18 protein-coding genes are annotated in these 19,086 nt (G+C 49.1%); 3 read left to right on the top strand and 15 right to left on the bottom strand.

Features of this window, described 5'->3' with window-relative positions:
* Window positions 1-54: 54 nt before the first annotated feature.
* The 15 genes from ACO0LM_RS22485 to ACO0LM_RS22415 all read right to left on the bottom strand — a co-directional run bounded on the left by ACO0LM_RS22485 (window position 55) and on the right by ACO0LM_RS22415 (window position 15,637).
* Complete coding sequence (locus ACO0LM_RS22485; RefSeq protein ID WP_423040114.1) at window positions 55-2,439, bottom strand: phosphoketolase family protein; 2,385 nt, start codon at window positions 2,437-2,439, stop codon at window positions 55-57.
* A gap of 3 nt (window positions 2,440-2,442) precedes the next feature.
* Window positions 2,443-4,113 carry a phosphoglucomutase (alpha-D-glucose-1,6-bisphosphate-dependent) gene (pgm, locus tag ACO0LM_RS22480; RefSeq protein WP_423040112.1) on the bottom strand — a complete coding sequence of 557 codons (1,671 nt, stop codon included), beginning with the start codon at window positions 4,111-4,113 and terminating at the stop codon, window positions 2,443-2,445.
* 4 nt (window positions 4,114-4,117) lie between these two features.
* The gene (tkt, locus tag ACO0LM_RS22475) at window positions 4,118-6,283 is read right to left on the bottom strand and encodes a transketolase (protein WP_423040110.1); all 2,166 of its coding nucleotides are present in this window, start codon (window positions 6,281-6,283) and stop codon (window positions 4,118-4,120) included.
* Entirely contained in the window at window positions 6,280-7,410 is a 1,131-nt protein-coding gene (gene tal / locus ACO0LM_RS22470) for a transaldolase (protein WP_423040108.1), read from the bottom strand. Before tal ends, tkt begins: the two co-directional genes overlap by 4 nt.
* Window positions 7,411-7,430: 20 nt before the next feature.
* Complete coding sequence (locus ACO0LM_RS22465) at window positions 7,431-8,228, bottom strand: HAD family hydrolase (protein ID WP_423040106.1); 798 nt, start codon at window positions 8,226-8,228, stop codon at window positions 7,431-7,433.
* Window positions 8,229-8,230: 2 nt separating this feature from the next.
* The gene (gene gnd / locus ACO0LM_RS22460) at window positions 8,231-9,280 is read right to left on the bottom strand and encodes a phosphogluconate dehydrogenase (NAD(+)-dependent, decarboxylating) (protein WP_423040212.1); all 1,050 of its coding nucleotides are present in this window, start codon (window positions 9,278-9,280) and stop codon (window positions 8,231-8,233) included.
* A gap of 243 nt (window positions 9,281-9,523) precedes the next feature.
* Window positions 9,524-9,847 carry a hypothetical protein gene (locus ACO0LM_RS22455; RefSeq protein ID WP_423040104.1) on the bottom strand — a complete coding sequence of 108 codons (324 nt, stop codon included), beginning with the start codon at window positions 9,845-9,847 and terminating at the stop codon, window positions 9,524-9,526.
* Between the two features lie 80 nt (window positions 9,848-9,927).
* Window positions 9,928-10,518, bottom strand: coding sequence for a hypothetical protein (locus tag ACO0LM_RS22450; protein ID WP_423040102.1), 591 nt, complete (start codon window positions 10,516-10,518; stop codon window positions 9,928-9,930).
* Window positions 10,515-10,964: a (2Fe-2S)-binding protein gene (locus ACO0LM_RS22445; protein WP_423040100.1), complete on the bottom strand. Its 450-nt coding sequence runs from the start codon at window positions 10,962-10,964 to the stop codon at window positions 10,515-10,517. Before ACO0LM_RS22445 ends, ACO0LM_RS22450 begins: the two co-directional genes overlap by 4 nt.
* A gap of 20 nt (window positions 10,965-10,984) precedes the next feature.
* On the bottom strand, window positions 10,985-13,189 hold the full coding sequence (locus ACO0LM_RS22440; protein ID WP_423040099.1) for a molybdopterin cofactor-binding domain-containing protein: 2,205 nt from the start codon (window positions 13,187-13,189) through the stop codon (window positions 10,985-10,987).
* 11 nt (window positions 13,190-13,200) lie between these two features.
* The gene (locus ACO0LM_RS22435) at window positions 13,201-13,548 is read right to left on the bottom strand and encodes an antibiotic biosynthesis monooxygenase family protein (protein ID WP_423040097.1); all 348 of its coding nucleotides are present in this window, start codon (window positions 13,546-13,548) and stop codon (window positions 13,201-13,203) included.
* Window positions 13,549-13,573: 25 nt separating this feature from the next.
* Window positions 13,574-14,458 carry an MBL fold metallo-hydrolase gene (locus ACO0LM_RS22430; protein WP_423040095.1) on the bottom strand — a complete coding sequence of 295 codons (885 nt, stop codon included), beginning with the start codon at window positions 14,456-14,458 and terminating at the stop codon, window positions 13,574-13,576.
* A 364-nt stretch (window positions 14,459-14,822) separates the two neighbouring features.
* Entirely contained in the window at window positions 14,823-15,209 is a 387-nt protein-coding gene (locus ACO0LM_RS22425) for a hypothetical protein (RefSeq protein WP_423040093.1), read from the bottom strand.
* Between the two features lie 50 nt (window positions 15,210-15,259).
* Complete coding sequence (locus ACO0LM_RS22420; protein WP_423040091.1) at window positions 15,260-15,454, bottom strand: hypothetical protein; 195 nt, start codon at window positions 15,452-15,454, stop codon at window positions 15,260-15,262.
* Window positions 15,455-15,475: 21 nt separating this feature from the next.
* Window positions 15,476-15,637: a hypothetical protein gene (locus ACO0LM_RS22415; protein WP_423040089.1), complete on the bottom strand. Its 162-nt coding sequence runs from the start codon at window positions 15,635-15,637 to the stop codon at window positions 15,476-15,478.
* An 88-nt stretch (window positions 15,638-15,725) separates the two neighbouring features.
* On the opposite strand from ACO0LM_RS22415, the gene ACO0LM_RS22410 reads away from it, so the two are divergent.
* The 3 genes from ACO0LM_RS22410 to ACO0LM_RS22400 all read left to right on the top strand — a co-directional run bounded on the left by ACO0LM_RS22410 (window position 15,726) and on the right by ACO0LM_RS22400 (window position 19,024).
* Window positions 15,726-16,148: a winged helix-turn-helix transcriptional regulator gene (locus tag ACO0LM_RS22410; protein WP_423040087.1), complete on the top strand. Its 423-nt coding sequence runs from the start codon at window positions 15,726-15,728 to the stop codon at window positions 16,146-16,148.
* 325 nt (window positions 16,149-16,473) lie between these two features.
* Window positions 16,474-17,676, top strand: coding sequence for a tyrosine-type recombinase/integrase (locus ACO0LM_RS22405; protein WP_423040085.1), 1,203 nt, complete (start codon window positions 16,474-16,476; stop codon window positions 17,674-17,676).
* A gap of 673 nt (window positions 17,677-18,349) precedes the next feature.
* On the top strand, window positions 18,350-19,024 hold the full coding sequence (locus tag ACO0LM_RS22400) for a hypothetical protein (protein ID WP_423040083.1): 675 nt from the start codon (window positions 18,350-18,352) through the stop codon (window positions 19,022-19,024).
* The last annotated feature ends 62 nt before the right edge of the window (window positions 19,025-19,086 follow it).

Genomic DNA, 19,086 nt, shown 5'->3' with positions numbered 1-19,086 from the left:
GTTCATGGCGGAGAAGTGATTGCCACAGCTTATTCTAGTGGAGACCCGCCTAAATTAATTCATCCAGCGCCAGTCACGTACTTCGGGTAAATCTTCACCATGTTCGCATATAAAACGTTTGTGGTGTTCCATCGTCGTCCAATACCGTGCCTGTGCATCTGCTATTTGGTCGCTAAAGCGCGGTATGTGCATAATCGCATCGAGTGCCAGTTGGTAGCGGTCAAGGTTATTGAGTACAACCATATCGAACGGCGTGGTGGTTGTTCCTTCTTCGCGATAACCACGAACATGGAAATTGCCATGGTTATGTCGGCGGTAGGTCAATTTATGCACCAATGCCGGATAACTATGAAAAGCAAAAATAACAGGCTTATCTGTCGTGAAGAGGGCGTCAAATTCATGCTCGTCCAGACCGTGGGGATGATCCGATTGTGGTTGCAGTACCATCAGATCAACAACATTGACTACCCGGATACGAATGCCCGGAATATAGTCACGTAACAGGCTCACCGCAGCCATGGTCTCCAAGGTTGGTACATCACCTGCACAAGCCATCACGACGTCCGGATTGCCCATGTCGTTGCTGGCCCAATGCCATATACCGGCACCTGCGGTGCAATGACGCACAGCCGCTGCCATGTCCAGCCACTGCCATTCTGGCTGTTTGCCAACAACAATGACATTCACATAGTTACGACTACGCAGGCAGTGGTCAGCAACCGATAGCAGGCAATTGGCATCCGGGGGCAGATAAATACGTACGACTTCCGATTTCTTGTTGGCGACATGATCAATGAAACCTGGGTCCTGATGCGAGAAACCATTATGGTCCTGGCGCCAGACATGCGAAGTCAGTAAATAATTGAGTGAGGCAATCGGCGCGCGCCATGGGATGTTATTGCAGACTTTGAGCCATTTCGCATGTTGATTCAACATGGAATCAATAATATGGATGAAGGCTTCGTAGCAAGAAAATAGTCCATGCCTGCCCGTCAATAGATACGCCTCCAGCCAGCCTTCACAAAGGTGCTCGCTCAAGACTTCCATGACCCGGCCATTGACGCTGAGGTGAAGGTCAAGCTCATTGGTGTCTGCCATCCAGGCTTTACCGGTGACTTTTAAGACCGCATCCAGGCGGTTTGATGCGGTTTCATCGGGGCCAAAGAGGCGAAAATTCTTTGTGTTAAGATTATTGAGCATCACCTCCCGCAAGAAGTCACCAAGTATCCGCGTTGCCTCAGCTTTAACCGAACCTGGCATAGGGACTGCGACGGCATAATTATGCATATCAGGCATTTTCAGGGCTTGCAATAATTCGCCACCATTGGCATGGGGGTTAGCACCCATGCGGCGATGTCCGGTTGGTGCCAGGTCCGCCAACTCTTCCAGTAATTGTCCGTTTTCATCGAAAAGCGCATGGGCCTGATAGCTTTGCAGCCATGTTTCAAGTTGCGCCAAATGTTGGGGGTTTTTGAAGTCGGCAATCGGTACCTGGTGTGCCCGCCAGGTATTTTCGACCGCCAAGCCATCCACGAATTTGGGTCCGGTCCATCCCTTGGGGCTGGAGAATACGATCATAGGCCAGCGTGGACGTCGTAGCGCATCTTTGGCAATGGCATTGCGAGCGATGTGTTGGATATCTCTGATTTTCTGCAATACTGCGTCCAGCGTGGCAGCAAAAGCCTGATGCATCAGTGCGGGGTCATCACCTTCAACAAAGTAAGGTTCATGACCATAGCCTCTTAACAGATCATTCAACTCTTCACGGCTGATGCGGGCCAGCAATGTGGGGTTAGCAATCTTGTAGCCATTCAAGTGAAGAATTGGCAGTACCGCACCATCTTGAGCAGGATTTAAAAATTTGTTCGAATGCCAGCTTGCTGCCAGAGCGCCAGTTTCAGCTTCACCATCGCCGATGACGCAGGCAACGATCAGGTCAGGATTATCAAATGCTGCGCCATAAGCGTGTGCCAGGGAGTAACCTAATTCACCGCCTTCATGGATAGAGCCAGGAATGTCTGGCGATACATGACTGGGAATGCCGCCCGGCCATGAAAATTGGCGAAACAAACGTAATATGCCATTTTCATTCCTTTCTATGGCTGGATAACGTTCTGTGTACGAACCTTCAAGATAGGTATGTGCCACTATGCCCGGCCCACCATGGCCAGGGCCGATCACATACATCATATTGAGGTCATTCTCTTTGATTAACCTGTTTAAATGCACATAGATAAAATTCAAACCGGGAGTTGTACCCCAATGTCCCAATAGGCGCGGCTTAATGTGTTCCAGTTTCAATGGCTGTTTGAGAAGAGGATTCGCCTGCAGATAAATTTGTCCTACTGACAGATAGTTTGCCACCCGCCAATAGGCGTGCATTTTTTCAAGCAACTCAACAGAAAGCGGATGCAAAGCATAGGGATTAAATGCTGCCATGAACTATATCTCCTCTTCAGCAGATGCAATCGCAGTATCGACAATAGCCTGCGCTTCATGAAGAATTTGTTGAAGATGGGCTTCACCAATAAAGCTTTCGGCATATATTTTGTAGGTTTCCTCAGTGCCGGATGGCCGTGCAGCAAACCATGCATTGGCAGTCACGATCTTGATACCACCAATAGCAGCGTCATTGCCGGGTGCGTGACTGAGTATCTGTTCTATCTTGTCGCCCCCCAGATTGTTTACGCTGATTTGCTTCGCAGATAATGCCATCAGTTTTTGTTTTTGTGACCTTGTCGCAGGGGCATCTATCCTTTCAAAAAAGGGTTCCCCTAGTTCGCTCGTGAGATTGCGATACAAAACACCGGGATCACAGCCCATCTTTGCAGTCATTTCTGCAGCCAGCAGGGCACTGGAGATACCATCTTTATCTGTGGTCCACACAGAGCCATCCATGCGCAAAAAACTTGCGCCCGCACTTTCTTCTCCGCAAAAACCCAGCTCACTACTCTGTAAGCCTTCAACGAACCATTTGAAGCCAACAGGCACTTCATACAAGCGGCGGGTAAATTTTTTTGCCAGACTATCTATCATCTTTGTGCTGACGACGGTTTTACCTATTCCAACAGTGCTGGTCCAATGTGGTCTATGACTATAAAGATAGTCAATGGCGACCGATAGGTAATGGTTGGGTGGCATCAAGCCAACAGACTTGCTGACAATGCCATGCCTGTCATGGTCGGTATCGCAGGCGAAAGCAATATCAAACTTGTCTTGCATGCCGATAAGACCTTGCATGGCATATTTTGAAGAGGGATCCATGCGGATCTTGCCGTCCCAATCGAGTGGCATAAAAGCAAAGCGGGGATCTATCACATCGTTGACCACTGTCAGATTTAACCGATAACGGTCTGCGATGGCAGCCCAGTAATGGACGCCCGCACCGCCAAGGGGATCTACACCGATTCGTATCTGTTCATCGCGGATGACATGCATATTAATGACGCTGCCGATCTCATCCACGTAGAAATCCATGAAGTTGTAATGATGGGTCGTCTTTGCCTGCATTGCTTTGCTGCTGGTGATCCGCCGCACGCCAGCCAGATCTGTATCAAGATATTGATTCGCCGCGATTTCTATCCATTCAGTAATTTGCTGACTGGCAGGTCCACCGTTGGGCGGATTGTATTTAAATCCACCATCGCGAGGCGGATTGTGTGAGGGCGTAAGAACGATACCGTCTGCCAGCCCGGTATGACGGTCCCGGTGCTTGTTGTAACTTAATATGGCCAGCGAAATCGCGGGTGTAGGCGTGTATTCATCATTACTGGCAAGCATTACTTCCACACGATTGGCTGCCAATACTTCCATTGCACTGGCGCACGCCGGTTCTGATAAAGCGTGGGTATCCATGCCCAGAAAAAGAGGGCCGTTGATGTCATTTAAGTTGCGAAAATCACAAATTGCCTGCGTGATTGCCAGTACGTGGGCTTCGTTAAATGAACTGTCGTATGCAGAGCCACGATGCCCTGATGTACCAAACTTAACTCTTTGTTCCAGAATTGACGGGTCCGGCTTTAACGCGAAATAAGCCGTGATTAATTTCGCGACATTGATGAGTGAGGATATCGGCCCTGACTTGCCTGCCATTGGATGAATAGATACTGGCATGGCGTTACTCGACCACTGAGCGATGACGTAAAACCTGTGCTTTGGCAGCGGCGACGACATGGGCGACATCGAAACCAAAATGTGCTTCAACCACTTTCCCCGGAGCAGAAAGACCGAATGACTGCATGGAGATCATTGTGCCATGCTGACCCGTGTAACGTTCCCAGCCCAATGCCGAAGCAGCCTCGACCGACACTCTGGCCAATACTGTTGGCGGCAGCACGCCGTCGCGATAGGCTGTACTTTGCCTTTCAAATAAATCCCATGATGGCATGCTGACGACACGGGCGGAAATACCTTCTGTCTTCAATTGTTCATACGCGGCAATGCACAGTGCCACTTCGCTACCTGTTGCCAGCAGCAGCACTTCGGGCTTCTCTTCAAGTGCACCGGCAAGTATATAGGCACCGTTTGCGACACCACTGGCGCTGGCATATCGCGTTCTGTCAAAAGTTGGCAGCGCCTGTCGTGATAACACTATGCTGACAGGGCGATCACTGATGTGCATGGTGACACGCCAGGCTTCCACTACTTCATTGGCATCTGCAGGACGCAGCAGAACCATGCCCGGCATGGCACGAAACGAGGCCAGTTGCTCTACAGGTTGGTGGGTAGGCCCATCTTCACCCATGCTGATGGAATCGTGCGTCCATAAATAAATGACCGGCAGGCCCATCATTGCCGACAACCGGATTGCCGCACGAGAGTAGTCGGTAAATACAAAGAAACTGGCGGCAAACGGCCGTAACCGCGAGAGTGCCATGCCATTGGCGATAGCGCACATGGCGTGTTCACGTATGCCGAAATGGAAGTTTCGTCCTGCGTAGCTGGCGGATTCATTTCCCAGTTCCGCGCTGAAGTAGGCGTTGTCATTGGTAACGAAAGCCTCAAAATCTCCCGCTGCGTCAAAATCTAAATGGGTCTTGGTTGACGGTGCCAGATCGGCTGCTCCGCCTAGCAGCCATGGCATCTGGGTAGCGATGGCATTCAATACTTTGCCTGATGCTTCACGGGTGGCAAGTCCTTTTTTGTCTGCCGGGAAATCTGGCAAAACGAGATCCCAGCCGTCCGGCAGTTGGCCGTGCTGCATGCAATCAATTTGGTTCGCAAGCTGCGGATATTGCTTACGGTACTCGACGAACAGGCTATCCCACGCCGCGCGAGCATTCCTTCCACGTTCACCAAAATGTGTGCTGAAATGGGCTGGTACGCCATCCGGTACGACAAATTGAGTATCTGGGTCCATATGGTAAAACTGCTTGGCGAGTCTTACCTCGTCAACACCAAGCGGTTCTCCATGTGCTTCCCGGCTGTCTTGCTTGTGTGGTGCACCATAACCAATATGGCTTTGCACCACGATGAGCGTGGGCCGGTCCTGGGTGTCAACAAAACGCTGTAAGGCATTTGTCTGTTGTTCCAGGTTATTTGCATCTGCCACGCTGATGACTTGCCAGCCATAGGCCCGAAAACGTGCCACGACATCTTCGGTAAAGGTGATGGCCGTCGCCCCTTCGATACTGACGTGATTGCTATCGTAAATCCAGCAAAGATTGGCGAGTTCCAAATGGCCCGCCAGGGAGGCGGCTTCCGCACTGATGCCTTCCATCATGTCGCCGTCACCACATAAGGCGTACACATTGTAGTCAAACACGGCATAGTCAGGCCTATTGTAGGTAGCAGCTAGCCAGCGCTGTGCAATAGCCATACCAACACTGTTAGCCAGACCTTGGCCAAGTGGCCCTGTGGTAGCTTCTACCCCTGTCGTCCAGCCGTGTTCCGGATGGCCTGTGCAGCGGCTGCCAGCCTGCCGAAAACTTTGCAGATCTGCCATGCTGACGGCAAGATTGTCAGATGCATTATTCCCTTTTGTTTTTACTCCGCATAAATGAAGCATACTGTAGAGCAAAGCTGACGCATGGCCGACCGATAATACAAAACGATCGCGATTGAGCCAGTCAGCATCGTTGGTATCAAATTTCAGGTAACGCTGCCAGAGGCAATACGCTGTTGGTGCTGCGCCCATAGGCGTGCCGGGATGACCAGAATTCGCCTTTTGCACCATGTCGATGGAAAGTGTACGCAAGGTGTTGATGCAAAGCACATCAAGTACATCCAGCGCATCTGGCGTGGCGATAGCGCTATACTCCTTGAGAGGGTAGCGGGTATTCATGGTAAGTTTCTTGCTGTTTGCGGAACCGTGTGCATCGTATTTGAAGGTATGTCAGCCTGCTTACTCTTTTCATTGATGACGGACATCAATTCATTCCAGGATGTAGTGAATGCCATCACACCTTCGTCTTGCAGCCGTGCCGCGAGCGCTTCAATATCAACACCTTCACGCCTGAATTCTTCTACTACCGAATTGGCATAACCTCCATCAGCCGGCAATACGCCAACCACTTTGCCATGGTCTGCAAATGCAAGGAGTGTTTTCTCTGGTATGGTATTGATTGTATTGGCTGCCACTAACGCCTCGACATACATGGTATCTGAGGCCTTGGCATCTTTTGTTCCGGTGCTGGCCCACAGCAGGCGCTGTGGCCTTGCGCCGGCAGTCACTAGCCTTTGCCAGCGCTCAGACAAGAGCAACTCGCAATAGGCTTGATAGCATTGCACAGCAACGGCGATACCAAGGCGGTTATGAAACTCGGGTGATATTTCTTCTTTCACTGCGACATCCCAGCGGCTCACAAATACCGACGCCACAGACTGAATATGCAAATGCAAGCCTGCCCGCTGACGTCTTTCCATGCCACGTAAATAGGCATTGGCCGCAGCCAGGTACTGTTCGCGCGAAAATAGCAAAGTGACGTTGACCGGTATGCCGTCGAAGATGGCTTGTTCAATCGCCAGAATACCTGCTGGCGTACCTGGGATTTTGATGTACAGGTTAGGCAGTGCCGCGTGATTGTGTAAATGCGTGGCGGCTCTGACCGTGTTGAGCATGTCATGTGCCAGAAGTGGCGACACTTCAAGCGAGACCCAGCCATCCACACCGTCGCTGGCATCAAATATAGGACGCAATAATTGAGCGGCCTGTGTCAAATCCTCCAGCGCTAACGCAAAGAAGAGTTCCTGACCCGCCAATCCATCCTTGTAGAGCTGAAGAATACTTGCGTCATAGCTAGTCCCTGATCCTATGGAATGTTCAAAAATGCTAGGATTTGAGGTTAAGCCGGACACATTCAAATCAACGATGTAGCATTGCAGTGTTCCACTTGTGAGTAACTGGCGATGAATATTATCCAGCCATACACTTTGACCCAGATCACGCAATTGGCTGGTATGAGCATTCATATAGTTTCCATTTGGTAGTTTTAACTGCTGAACGGCCATGAGTTGACAGTGATCGGACTGTCAAAGCTGACGAATGCACTGTATTTATAGTCCATCAGATCGCCGAGGCAAGCTACACTGATGTCTGCTGGTGGATACATGGCCAGTGTGTCCGCATCCAAAGCGAAATGACCTTGTCGAACGAAGACAGTCGTAAGGCGGTTTTGCATCAATTTTTTCATTGCCGTAAGGACGCGCAATTTATCGTCTATCATCACATAGTGCTGCCCAGGATATTGCTGGACAATGGAGGCCAGCATTTTTTCTTTGTGAATATAAACGAGAGCACGACCACCTACCGCGTCCCACAAGCCCGAGCGAAATATTTTTCGTGGTTGATAGGCTATGTCACCATCAGACACAATGACGGTACTGCCTATCGTTTCAAGCTGTGCAATCAGTTCCAGAGCATAAGGATACAAACGGTCTGCGAATAAATAATCCATCAGAAAACTGGACAGTCGTAGTAGTGCCTGATTGTTTGTGCTGTGTGTATTGTCAGATGCATTGTCAGGCGCATTGTCTGACGAAAAGGCTGGATCAGAGCGAAAACGCTGCAATGCGCCAAAATAGTCGGCATAGCCAGATTCAATTCGCAACTGCTCTACGATATCCCAATAGCGCGCAGCGCTGGCGGAGCCAAACTCTGTGTAAAGAAGTTGACCGAATTCATATAAAATCTGGTCGTTGTTGAGTAAGGTGTTGTCAACATCAATTAGAAACACCAGGCTTTTTCTGACAGGAATTTCTTTGAGGCCGGGCTCTGTTTCAGGAGACATTATTATGACCCCTTCGTTGGAAGCGCATCAATTTTTTCCAGATGCCCACCAAATTCACTGCGCATTGCAGACAGCATCCGATTCGAGAAATCACCCCGTCCGCGCGAAGAAAAACGTTCAAACAATGCTGCGCTCAGAACGCCCATTGGAACCGCTTCTTCAATACCTGCAAGGATAGTCCAGCGACCTTCACCTGAGTCTGAAACATGGCCAGCATAAGCATCAAGATCTGGATCATGGAATAAAGCCGATGCCGTCAGATCAAGCAACCAGGAACTGATGACGCTACCGCGACGCCACACTTCCGTGATTTCAGGCAGGTCCATGTCGTATTGGTAAAACTCCGGATTCCGGAGTGGTGTACTCTCAGCATCACTCTTTGGCTTGGATTCAAGCTTGCCTATGTTGGCGTTGCGCAAAATGTTTAAGCCTTCTGCGTAGGCTGCCATGATTCCATACTCGATGCCATTGTGTATCATCTTGACGAAGTGGCCCGCTCCATAGCTGCCGCAATGTAAGAAACCTTGTTCGGCATCATTGACTTCATCAGCCTTAAGCAAGCGGGCTGGGGTGCGACTGGCTATTGCGACCCCAGGCGCCAATGATAAAAATATCGGGCGCATGTGTTCAACTATGTTGACCTCGCCACCTATCATCAGACAATAACCGCGCTCCTGGCCAGCAATACCACCGCTTGTTCCAACGTCAAGATAGTGTATTCCGCTCGCCTGCAATTCGACACTGCGTCGTATATCGTCGCGATAATAAGAATTGCCACCGTCGATCACAATGTCACCCTTGGTAAGCAGGGGTAGCAAGTCAGCTAAAACGCCGTCGACCACTGCAGCGGGCACCATCAGCCAAATGGCCCGGGGAGGTGATAGAAGTCGCACCATATCTTGCAATGACGTCGCGACGCTTGCCCCATCCTTTTTGGTTTGAGTCATCGCCAACTCCTGCGGGTCATGTACCACGCAGTCATGACCTTTGGCCAACAGGCGCCTGACCATGCCCGAACCCATCCTGCCTAAGCCTATCATGCCGATTTGCATTTGCATTTATTATCCTGAATTATTGGCGGATACCTAAGTGCTATAGACTAAGCCGATGCGTGCCGTCCATCTGTTCGTTTGCACACAGATAGCAAAGAGTTCAATGCACATGATGCCTGCAGCAAAGAGAGAACACAGAACAGCTAACCCCAGCGTCTTTTCATTTGCGTCCCTTCTATCGCCAGGTTTAACCAGAAAATGAATAAAAGGCGATTGCCTCAAAAACTTGACAGCGTCTGCATGTCAAAACACTAGTCGATCCGCATGGACAGTGAGAAAAATCCGATGATGTGGAAAATAACCAGGACGACGCTTGAACGAAACATTTCCTGCCAGCACCTTATTACGGCAGATGCAGATGTACTCAATGACCTGCGGTCCGACATTGTCGGCAACATCATCAATATTGCGGTGATAGCCTTTCGGTATCGGCTGTGATACTGACAAATGAACAGGGAACATGGGCGGGATTTGTATATTTTTTACGCGGGCCTCTTCATTGGTGGAATGGCTCCTGGCATGCAAAAAGAAAACAGCCAATTGCTGCAGGAGAAGCAAAAAAATCATGAATGAGATTACGGCGATTTGATGCTTGACTATGTCTTTTCAATACCTATGATCTTGCGGCAGTCCTGATAGGCTTGGCCCTATGCAGGACATTTCCCTCCAGCCTTAGCCCATAATGTTGCAAAGTGCATGAATTCTTCGTGGCTGATGGCTGGTGTGGTTCTGGGTTCGCCTTTTGCATTGTTGCCAGGTGACCAGGCCCACAGTACGAGCGGTTCCGTGCGCAGGTGTGCAAGCAGGGCGCTCAGGTCACGGCCACCATTTTTTTGTGGGGCGCGCAAAGTCTGGCAAAGTTCTTTGCTATTCATTGCTTTACCTGGACTGCTTTCCCAAGTCATGCTTGTGGGAGCGTGTTGCCAGTTGACTGCACCCGGTACACCGCTGGTGGTCTGGTTACTATCCTGATGACAAGCGATACACAGTGCGCCAGGATTGCCCTTGCCCTGATGCCCGTTCAGTACGCGGAATTGATGTTCATGTCTGTCGTCGGCCTGTCTTGGGCTGGCGCCAGCAGAATGACAATTCAGACAGCGCGGATGTTTCAATACTTGTTCTACCTGTTGCCAGGCGATACTGTCGTCAGTGCCCGCATGGACAAGCAGGGGAGACATTGCATATAGAAAAATACCCAGCAACGACGCTGGGGGTGTTGAGGTGAACAGGTTTTTCATGTTGCTTGTCCTGTCGCTTTTTTTATCGCGATGCGCACCCGGTGATACGTACCGCAACGACAGATGTTGGTTATTGCCTGATTGATTTGGCGGTCGTTGGGACGCGGTATTTGCTTGATTAGTGCTGCTGCTGCCATCAACATACCGGACTGGCAGTAACCGCATTGTGGTATCTGCGCTTCTATCCAGGCTTGTTGCAAAGGATGAGAACGATTTTTCGACAAACCCTCTATGGTCGTGATATCAGCCCCCTGTGCAGCTTCGACAGGGAAAGAGCAGGACCGTACCGCATTGCCATTGATATGTACTGTGCAGGCACCGCAGGCAGCAATACCACAACCAAATTTGGTGCCACTTAAACCAAGTGATTCACGTAGCGCCCACAGCAGAGGCGTCTTGCCATCAATATCAATATCGTATTTCTGGCCGTTGACTTGAAGTTTCATGTTCGTCTTTCTGGATAAAATCAGGCGAGGTTGAATCCATGGTGCTTGATGGGCAGTCTGCGGATACGCTTGCCGGTGGCGGCGAATACGGCATTTGACAAGGCTGGCGGGACCGTGATGGGACTGACTTCGCCTACGCCCCCCAAAGCTGCACCGCTGTTGATAAATTCAACCTCAATATGCGGTGTTTGAGCCAGGTAAGGGAGCTCATAGTCATTGAAATTATGCTGGTCGGTGCGTCCCTGGCTAAAAGTAATAGCGGTATTGGCATAGGCTAGACCAAATACCACACCACCTTCGATGCCTGCGGCGGCAATGCCAGGATCTAACACTTTGCCGCAGTCTACGGCTAGCCAGGTATTTAGTATGTGGATGTCATTTCCTTTGACTTCCAGTTCCAGTACTTGCGCAATCAGGCTACCAAAGGCGGAAGCAAAGGCAAGGCCTTTGGCCCGATTTTTTTTAGTCGTTTTTTTTGACCATTGACTCATGGCAGCGACTTTGTCCAATACGGCCAGTGCCCGTGGATGATCTCTTAACAGATGTCGGCGATAGGCAAGAGGGTCTTGCCTGGCTGCGTGTGCCAGTTCATCGATAAAGCACTCCAGTGCAAACAGATTAGGACCATAGCCGGTAGTACGCATGACTGAAGTGGGAATTGATGTTTCCAGCAAATGGAAATCCAGGTGTTTTGCTGCAATTCCATACGGTATTTCAGTCAATCCTTCGATGGCACTGGGGTCAATATGTTTTTCTTTGAGCATGGAAGCAATCGGCGGAAAGACCGGCAACAAGATGGTAGGTGACACCAGTCTTATCATTAATGCCGACGGATAACCTTTGGGATCGATTGCTGCCTCCATCGCCAGCATGCTAGCGGGGCGGTAATAATCATGGGCAAAATCTTCTTCCCTGTCCCACAATAGCTTGACTGATTTGCCGACGGCTTTGGATATCAGTGCTGCCTGTATCACAAAGTCAGGTAATAGTCGCCTGCCAAAACCGCCACCGATCGCTGTAGTACGGTGAACAATGACTTGTTCATCTTTTAATTGAAAAATGCTCTTGAGGGCGAGGTGGGCAAATTCCTGTCCTTGCGTTGGTGCCCATATTTCACATTTGTCTGTCTGCACATCGGCGAGGCAGTTCATCGGCTCCATAGTGGCGTGAGCGGCGAACGGGTTTTCATATTCTGCGTACAGACGCTTCTTTGTCTGCGCCAGCACATCCATGGCTTCACCTTCTTTTAATGCGGTAGCGAATGGACCGTTATGCAAGGCATTTGCATATTGTTGACGTAATTGGACAGAATTCAAATTCTTACTGGTATCAGCTTCAAATTCAGGCGGATGCGCCAGCATTGCTGCTTTTGCTTGCCAATAAGAAGTTGCGACTACCGCGATACCGTTAGGTAAGGGCACCAGCATTTTCACGCCAGGTTGCGACTTCAAGGCAGCTTCATCTAGGCGCTTGAGTTTGCCACTCAGATAGGGGCAAATCCTGACTGCTGCATGCAGCATGCCAGGGACACTCATGTCTATACCAAACACTGCGCTGCCATCAACCTTGGACGGTATATCAACTCTTGGTAAGGCGTGCCCCAATAGCTTTAATTGTTGCATCTGTTTCAGCTGCGGCTCAGTTGGGACGGGCAGTTTTGCGGCATCAGCGACCAACGCGCCGAAGGACAATTTTTTGCCACTTACTGTATGCAAGACCTGGCTGTTTTCGGCACTGCATTCACTAACAGGCACGTGCCAGCGTTGGGCAGCGGCTGTCAACAACATTTCGCGCGCGGTGGCACCCGTCTTACGCATGAGGTCGTAGAAAGACTGAGTGCTTTCGCTATTACCGGTGAACATCCAGTTCAACTTGGGATTGCGAAATGCAGGGGCAAAGGCGGCAGTTTCCAGCTTGATATTGTTCCAGTCGGCACCAAGTTCATCTACCAGAATGGCTGGTAGAGTGGTGCTGATACCCTGGCCAATTTCTGCCTGCGATACCATGATGGTGACTTCATTGTCCGACGTGATACTGATCCAGCTACCCAGGCTGACTTTCTGTGTTGTTGCTTGTAACGGCAATTCGTCAAAAATCTTGGCGGCTAGGGCAGGCAGGTTAAAGCCCAGCACCAGCGCACCAGTGCCATTTGCCATTAACTTGATGACATGGCGGCGGGATGGATTTGGCAATTCACTGACTTGTGTGGCGTTGCTGGTTTTCATGGGGTGGCTTTTTATGTATTGGTGCTGGTTTCGCTGGCCAACTTCACCTGGTAATGGCGCATTTCTGGCATGAACGAAATGTAAGGGCGCACCAGTGCGAGAAAGTTTGTGAAGTCCTTGCTCTTGCGAAATCCATCAATATGGCCGGAGACACTATCCCACTGTATTCGCACGATATAATCAGTCAGTGCATCCTTGCATTGCGACACCTCTACCCCCAGACAATGGGGTGATAATCGCAATATCGCCATCGCCTGCAGGTAGGCATGTTCAAAATCGCCGCATAGGGTCTCGTCTTTTAACTGATAGCGCAGGTATTCAATAATCATGTCGCGGGCTTTCTGATAGGAAGTGAGCATTGCATTTCAATATGGAATCTCAGGATTATTTGCTGCTGCCTGGCAGAGATGCCGGGATAGTGGCTGGCGGTAGCGATATGGCCAGGCCAACCAGCATGGCCCAGCAATGGGACTTCAGTGATCTGGACAGACCCTGCAAACGTTTTTCCCAAGCTGGAAAAAGTTGCGCGTAGCAGGCATTTGTCCTGTCTTTTTCATAGTCGTCATGAGCAAACCAGATACCTTCGGTTGTCGCCAAACCTGTGGCCTTGAGGTAGTCTGGAAAAGTTTTTTCTACCAGCACCTGGCGAGCGCTCTCTTCAACCGCTATCAGAAAAGCCAATGAAGTTTCCACATCCTTTCTGTTACCGATATGGTCTACATGACCACCGACAAAGATGTCGAAATCATAGTCCAGCGCTTTTTTGTTGGCGGCCATGGTGCCAGCTATATCCGTACTGACACTGAGCTTGGGATAGGGGGCATAACCGGGATACACCACGTCCACCCACATCAGTATTTTTTGACGTGGAAGATAGAGGAAGATATTACCTGGCGTATGGTTTGGACCAGGGTAGAAAAGTTCAATTTGCTGGTTGCCTAGCTCTAGTAGATAAGTTTGATCAAAACTAATATCTGGCACGGGGCGCCTTGGGTCATGCAGCATTTCCAGACTACGCCTGGTTTCTGCCTGCGCAATGATGTGAGCGCTGGCTGGAAACAACTTGGCAGCACCAATATGGTCCAGATGATCATGGCTGTATATGATGTGTGTGACGGGTAAGGTCGTGACTTCGGCAATTGCTTGCAGATATGCCTTACCCAAAGTGGGTAGAGGATCAACCACGATCACGCCCTTGTCGCTGACGACAAAAATAGTGGCATAGGCAGTATCAGACACAAAATACACGCCATCACCTATTTGTTTCAACTCATACGCTTTACCTGTTTGCGCGGCAGCAAATCCGATTGAACAATTAAGCAAGCCAATGAAAATCAACAGCATAGGGCGTGTGACTCGCAAGATGGCTGCTATTACAAGATGCTTGTGCGGTAAGACATTGGATGGCATGAATAAATCACTTTCCGATCTTGATTAATACCGGGTTGAAATTGGCATTCTGCAAATTCTATGACGCATGGCATATATTTACTATTACGCACAATTTTGTAACCAGTTTTTTGCAACAATCAGGAAAAGCATCTGCCATTGGATCATCTTCAAAGCTAAAATTTTGTAGCTCATTACAGGAGGATCATCATATGCATGGCAATCTTTTAGAAAACGTGTTGAATCAAGAAGTAAAGCGCACCAGCCAGGCTTTTGTGGGTTTTCTTTGTGGGGCAGCATTTGCTGCCATGGGCCTGATATTTATGGCGTTGCGCCACCTCCAGCATGGCCGATTTTCTGACTTCACCAGGAGATAGATTGAGATGTAATTCAGCAGCTCTTTTTCTGCCTCATGCAGAAAAAGAGCTACTGCGTTATGCTGCTTGTCAGGTTGGCCCCTTGGGCCTACCGCAAGGATCAGACCTATCCTGTCGTTCGAATAAGTCTGGAATACATAATCTTTTAACGGACGGGGTAAGAGAACATGAAAATATACCGGATCTCCATCCTGTACAGCATTGATCGTTTTTTGTTTGGCTTCTGCAAAGCTGCTGGCCGCTGTTGATGTCACTGTGACTTCTCCAGGTAAGCAGCGATAACTCTCGCTTGCGATACCCCTGTTCAACACATTATTGTTGCCAGTGAGATTCCCCCGATATACGTAGCAGTCTGGTTGGCGATAATCATATTCCAGGCTTCATGCCGCAGGGTAGGAATAACAAAGCCCAACTCCAGCTTGGCTTTGATTTTTTCCAGCAGAAGTCGATTAATTTTTTTTGTTATCCAAATTGGCGATGATATTTTTTTTAAGTTCATTGCTGATGCTGAGCAGAGGTTTCATTCGTCCGGAATTTTTTTGCTCTGCTGCATTACTTCCTGTAGATTAGCCTTAATTTCTGCAATGACCTGTTGCTTGGATAGCTCTGCTGCCGCATGATGCTGGTGATTGCTTGCGGCGTGTTCCAATCCCAGTGCGGTTAATATTCCTACGACTATCATGATAGGGAACGCAAAAAGCTTAGTGTGACTTTGGGCTAGCGTTATAATTTTTTAGAATTTCTATCTGCGGTGGAAGGGATGAAACATTGTGAAAACAGTCAGACTACCAATGCGACTGGAAGACTGTCCAGTAAAAACTACTACAGACGTTATTGCGGGTAAATGGAAAACACTGGTCCTGTATTACCTGAAAGATGGGCCGATACGGTTTGGTCAGTTAAAACGCCTGACTCAGGGTGCAACGCACAAAGTGTTGACCGAACAATTGCGAGAACTGGAAAATGACGGTATCGTCACCCGCATAGAAACACTGGGCAAGTCATTGAAAGTGGAATACTCTCTTTCAGAATATGGGCAGACTCTGGCACCTATTCTTGGTCTGATGGCAACGTGGGGTACAGAATTCAAGGCGCGACATGGGCAGGCTGACGGGATGGCAATGCTTGATACTTCAAAGTCAGAGTCTATGGAACAAATCTTTGTTGAGCATGAACTGAAAAGAAAAATCTAGACACTGTACGTCGGTGTTTTGAATCTTTTTGCAAAGTACCCTGAGAGTACACGCATCTGCCAACGGTATTTAGCTCTGATACAGATATTGTTAAGTTTGAGGCAAAAAGAAAAAAGCCCTTGATCATCAAGGGCTTTTTTATTGTTCCTGGCGGAGAAGGGGTCCGCCTGCCGGGTTTGACATGCCGTGACAAGGAAAGACATTTTTCATTAATAAACAAAGAGTTATATAATTAATTCAGTTCTTGGCATTTGTTGTCACAATCTGACACTACCCCATGTTAAGGGGGGTAGAATGGTGGGTATCAGACTGTGGCGGAGACTTTATGCGAGCGACCAAAAAGCTCAATGCCTTGCAGATCGCAAGGCTGACCCAGCCGGGCTATTACCCTGACGGCGGCAATCTCATTTTACAAGTGACCGGGACCGGTGCGAAGAGCTGGCTCTTTCGCTATAACTATCTTGGCAAGCGCCGCGAGATGGGCCTCGGACCTCTTCGCCTGGTGTCGTTGGCCGATGCGCGGGCCAAAGCCATGCAATGTCATTTGCAGCTTCTGGACGGCGAAGACCCGATTGAAATACGCAATACGGAATCAAGCAGACGACGCATTGCCCTCGCCAAAGCCGTGACGTTCCGGCAGTGCGCGGAACGGTGTATCGAGGACAAACGACCAGAATGGAAAAATGCCAAACACGCGGACCAATGGATCAACACGCTTGAAACCTATGCTTATCCGTACATTGGCAATCTGGATGTGCAGACCATTGACACCAGCCTCGTCCGCAAATGCCTTGATCCAATTTGGACGACCAAAACAGAGACGGCCACGCGTGTACGCCAGCGGATTGAAACTGTCTTAGATTGGGCAAAAGTCCACGGCCACCGTAACGGCGATAACCCGGCAGCATGGCGTGGGCATCTTGATGCTGTATTAGCTGCGCCTCGCAAGATCGCTAAGGCTGAAAATCATGCAGCGCTGCCTTACGCGAATATTCGGCCCTTCATGAAAAAACTTCGTCAGCGTACCGGTATGACTGCACTTGCTCTGGAATTCACTATTCGCACGGCTTGTCGCACGAGTGAGGTCGTGAATGCCCGCTGGGCTGAGATCGACCTACATGCGGGGCTTTGGACTATTCCCGCTGAACGCATGAAGGCTGCGATAGAACATACAGTTCCTCTTGATGTTCAGAGTGTGGGGCTGCTAAAACGCGCCCGAACACTTGGACAAGATAATGATTGGGTATTTCCTGGCGCGAAAAGTGGCAGACCGCTGAGTAACATGGCGATGCTGGAACTTACGCGTGGCATGGCTGAGACAGATGCCACGGGTGCACCGATTACAGTGCACGGCTTCAGGTCTACTTTCCGGCAATGGGCCGCAGAATGTACATCTCACCCGCGTGAAGTAGCCGAACATGCTCTGGCTCACCGCCTACCCGACAAGGTTGAGGCCGCATATCAGCGCGGGACGATGCTGGAGAAACGGCGACGACTAATGGTTGATTGGAGTGAGTTCATCTCTTAGTTTTATAAATGGCACTGTGTTAGAAACTCAAGCAGCCATTTCTGAAAAGATGCTGCTTAAAGCTGAATACCCGGCCAAACCGTCACCACGCTGCTTTTGTCCAACCTCGCCTACACGTGTGACTTCGACTGGTGTTTTCCCTAGTCGCTCTGCAACGGCGATTGGGCATACTACGGTTGTGTTCTTATGCGAGCAGTATTGTGACGAGCCAATTGAGCATGATCTGTTGTTTTGTGATCGGGACTGTCGGGGTGATTTTGAAAGTGAAGGCGACGCGAATTTAGACAGACCCAAGTAGCTTATCTGCCATTTGCCAAAAAGTACATATGAGCTATTTTAGCATGATTAACTTAAAAGCAATATTTCAATTGATATATCGGCTTATTTTTAAATCATTAATGTATTATTGAGCTAATATAAATTTAGTTAAAAAATTGTATTTACAGTAAAGAATTTGGACACCCAATTAACATCTTTGATGCGCTGTTTATAACGTGCTTTGGAATTATGTTCGCTGACTCCTAGCTCCAAAAAGAGGAGATTCGAAATGCCTGATTCATTTGATGATTTGATAAAAGTGATCGTGAAATTAACGCTGTTTTTTAAACGATGCTGAGAATAGCTATCCTGAACGGCTTGTTGTTTAAATTTAATTTGAAAAGCTACATTGAATATGAGCGATATTAAAAAATTCCTTCCAGAAGGAACCTCGTGGTTAAGGGCTGCTGTTTCTTCGATTCCCGTCGCAGGTAGCGCTCTAGACCATCTTTTGTTCGATAAAGCCGATGCAATTCGGATGAGGAACATGGAGGCGGCAGTTGCCGCCATTTCAGATGAAGTACAAAAGCTGGGTGAAGGGGTAATTGACAAAAATTGGTTCTCTTCTGATGAGGCGCTTGCTGCATTCAAAATATTGTCTGAAAAAGCGTCTTATGAGCCAGACCAAGCGAAAATTGATGTTCTTGGTCGGTTAGTGGCTACATGCGGGACAGTTGAGCATGCTGGCGACATAAGGAAACTTTCCGTTTTAGAACATCTAGCTCGTCTTTCATATGTCCAGATTAAGTTGCTTTCGGCTATGTCGGCAATACCTCCGCAGGCGAAGAAATTCTCGGCCGGAGGCATTGAGCAGACAGTTACCGCGGTCTGGATAAATGATGTAGTAGCTAAGCTCGAGAGCGCTCCTTCATTCTGGCAAGGAGTACTCAACCTCCCTCAGGAGTTAGAGGTTCTGGAGTCATTAAATACTGTAAGAAGGTCCCAGTTATTTGCTTCTGACGAGCTAGGCTTTACGTTGACGGCAATAGGTGTATTGGCCGCAACTTATGTTAAATCAGCAGGGGTTTAGGTAAGAAATCGAAACTACTACATCCCAAACCATACAAGATCATCCAAATGTTCACATTGAAC

This window comes from Undibacterium sp. Di26W, from assembly GCF_049340265.1.
Lineage (GTDB): Bacteria > Pseudomonadota > Gammaproteobacteria > Burkholderiales > Burkholderiaceae_D > Undibacterium.
This window is presented reverse-complemented; position numbering and strand designations above follow the sequence as displayed.

Excerpts from the sequence above, each read along its gene's own strand:
- ACO0LM_RS22485 (WP_423040114.1), bottom strand. The coding sequence starts at position 2,439 with ATGGCAGCATTTAATCCCTATGCTTTGCATCCGCTTTCTGTTGAGTTG.
- pgm (WP_423040112.1), bottom strand. The coding sequence starts at position 4,113 with ATGCCAGTATCTATTCATCCAATGGCAGGCAAGTCAGGGCCGATATCC.
- tkt (WP_423040110.1), bottom strand. The coding sequence starts at position 6,283 with ATGAATACCCGCTACCCTCTCAAGGAGTATAGCGCTATCGCCACGCCA.
- tal (WP_423040108.1), bottom strand. The coding sequence starts at position 7,410 with ATGAATGCTCATACCAGCCAATTGCGTGATCTGGGTCAAAGTGTATGG.
- ACO0LM_RS22465 (WP_423040106.1), bottom strand. The coding sequence starts at position 8,228 with ATGTCTCCTGAAACAGAGCCCGGCCTCAAAGAAATTCCTGTCAGAAAA.
- gnd (WP_423040212.1), bottom strand. The coding sequence starts at position 9,280 with ATGCAAATCGGCATGATAGGCTTAGGCAGGATGGGTTCGGGCATGGTC.
- ACO0LM_RS22455 (WP_423040104.1), bottom strand. The coding sequence starts at position 9,847 with ATGATTTTTTTGCTTCTCCTGCAGCAATTGGCTGTTTTCTTTTTGCAT.
- ACO0LM_RS22450 (WP_423040102.1), bottom strand. The coding sequence starts at position 10,518 with ATGAAAAACCTGTTCACCTCAACACCCCCAGCGTCGTTGCTGGGTATT.
- ACO0LM_RS22445 (WP_423040100.1), bottom strand. The coding sequence starts at position 10,964 with ATGAAACTTCAAGTCAACGGCCAGAAATACGATATTGATATTGATGGC.
- ACO0LM_RS22440 (WP_423040099.1), bottom strand. The coding sequence starts at position 13,189 with ATGAAAACCAGCAACGCCACACAAGTCAGTGAATTGCCAAATCCATCC.
- ACO0LM_RS22435 (WP_423040097.1), bottom strand. The coding sequence starts at position 13,548 with ATGCTCACTTCCTATCAGAAAGCCCGCGACATGATTATTGAATACCTG.
- ACO0LM_RS22420 (WP_423040091.1), bottom strand. The coding sequence starts at position 15,454 with ATGAACTTAAAAAAAATATCATCGCCAATTTGGATAACAAAAAAAATT.
- ACO0LM_RS22415 (WP_423040089.1), bottom strand. The coding sequence starts at position 15,637 with ATGATAGTCGTAGGAATATTAACCGCACTGGGATTGGAACACGCCGCA.
- ACO0LM_RS22405 (WP_423040085.1), top strand. The coding sequence starts at position 16,474 with ATGCGAGCGACCAAAAAGCTCAATGCCTTGCAGATCGCAAGGCTGACC.
- ACO0LM_RS22400 (WP_423040083.1), top strand. The coding sequence starts at position 18,350 with ATGAGCGATATTAAAAAATTCCTTCCAGAAGGAACCTCGTGGTTAAGG.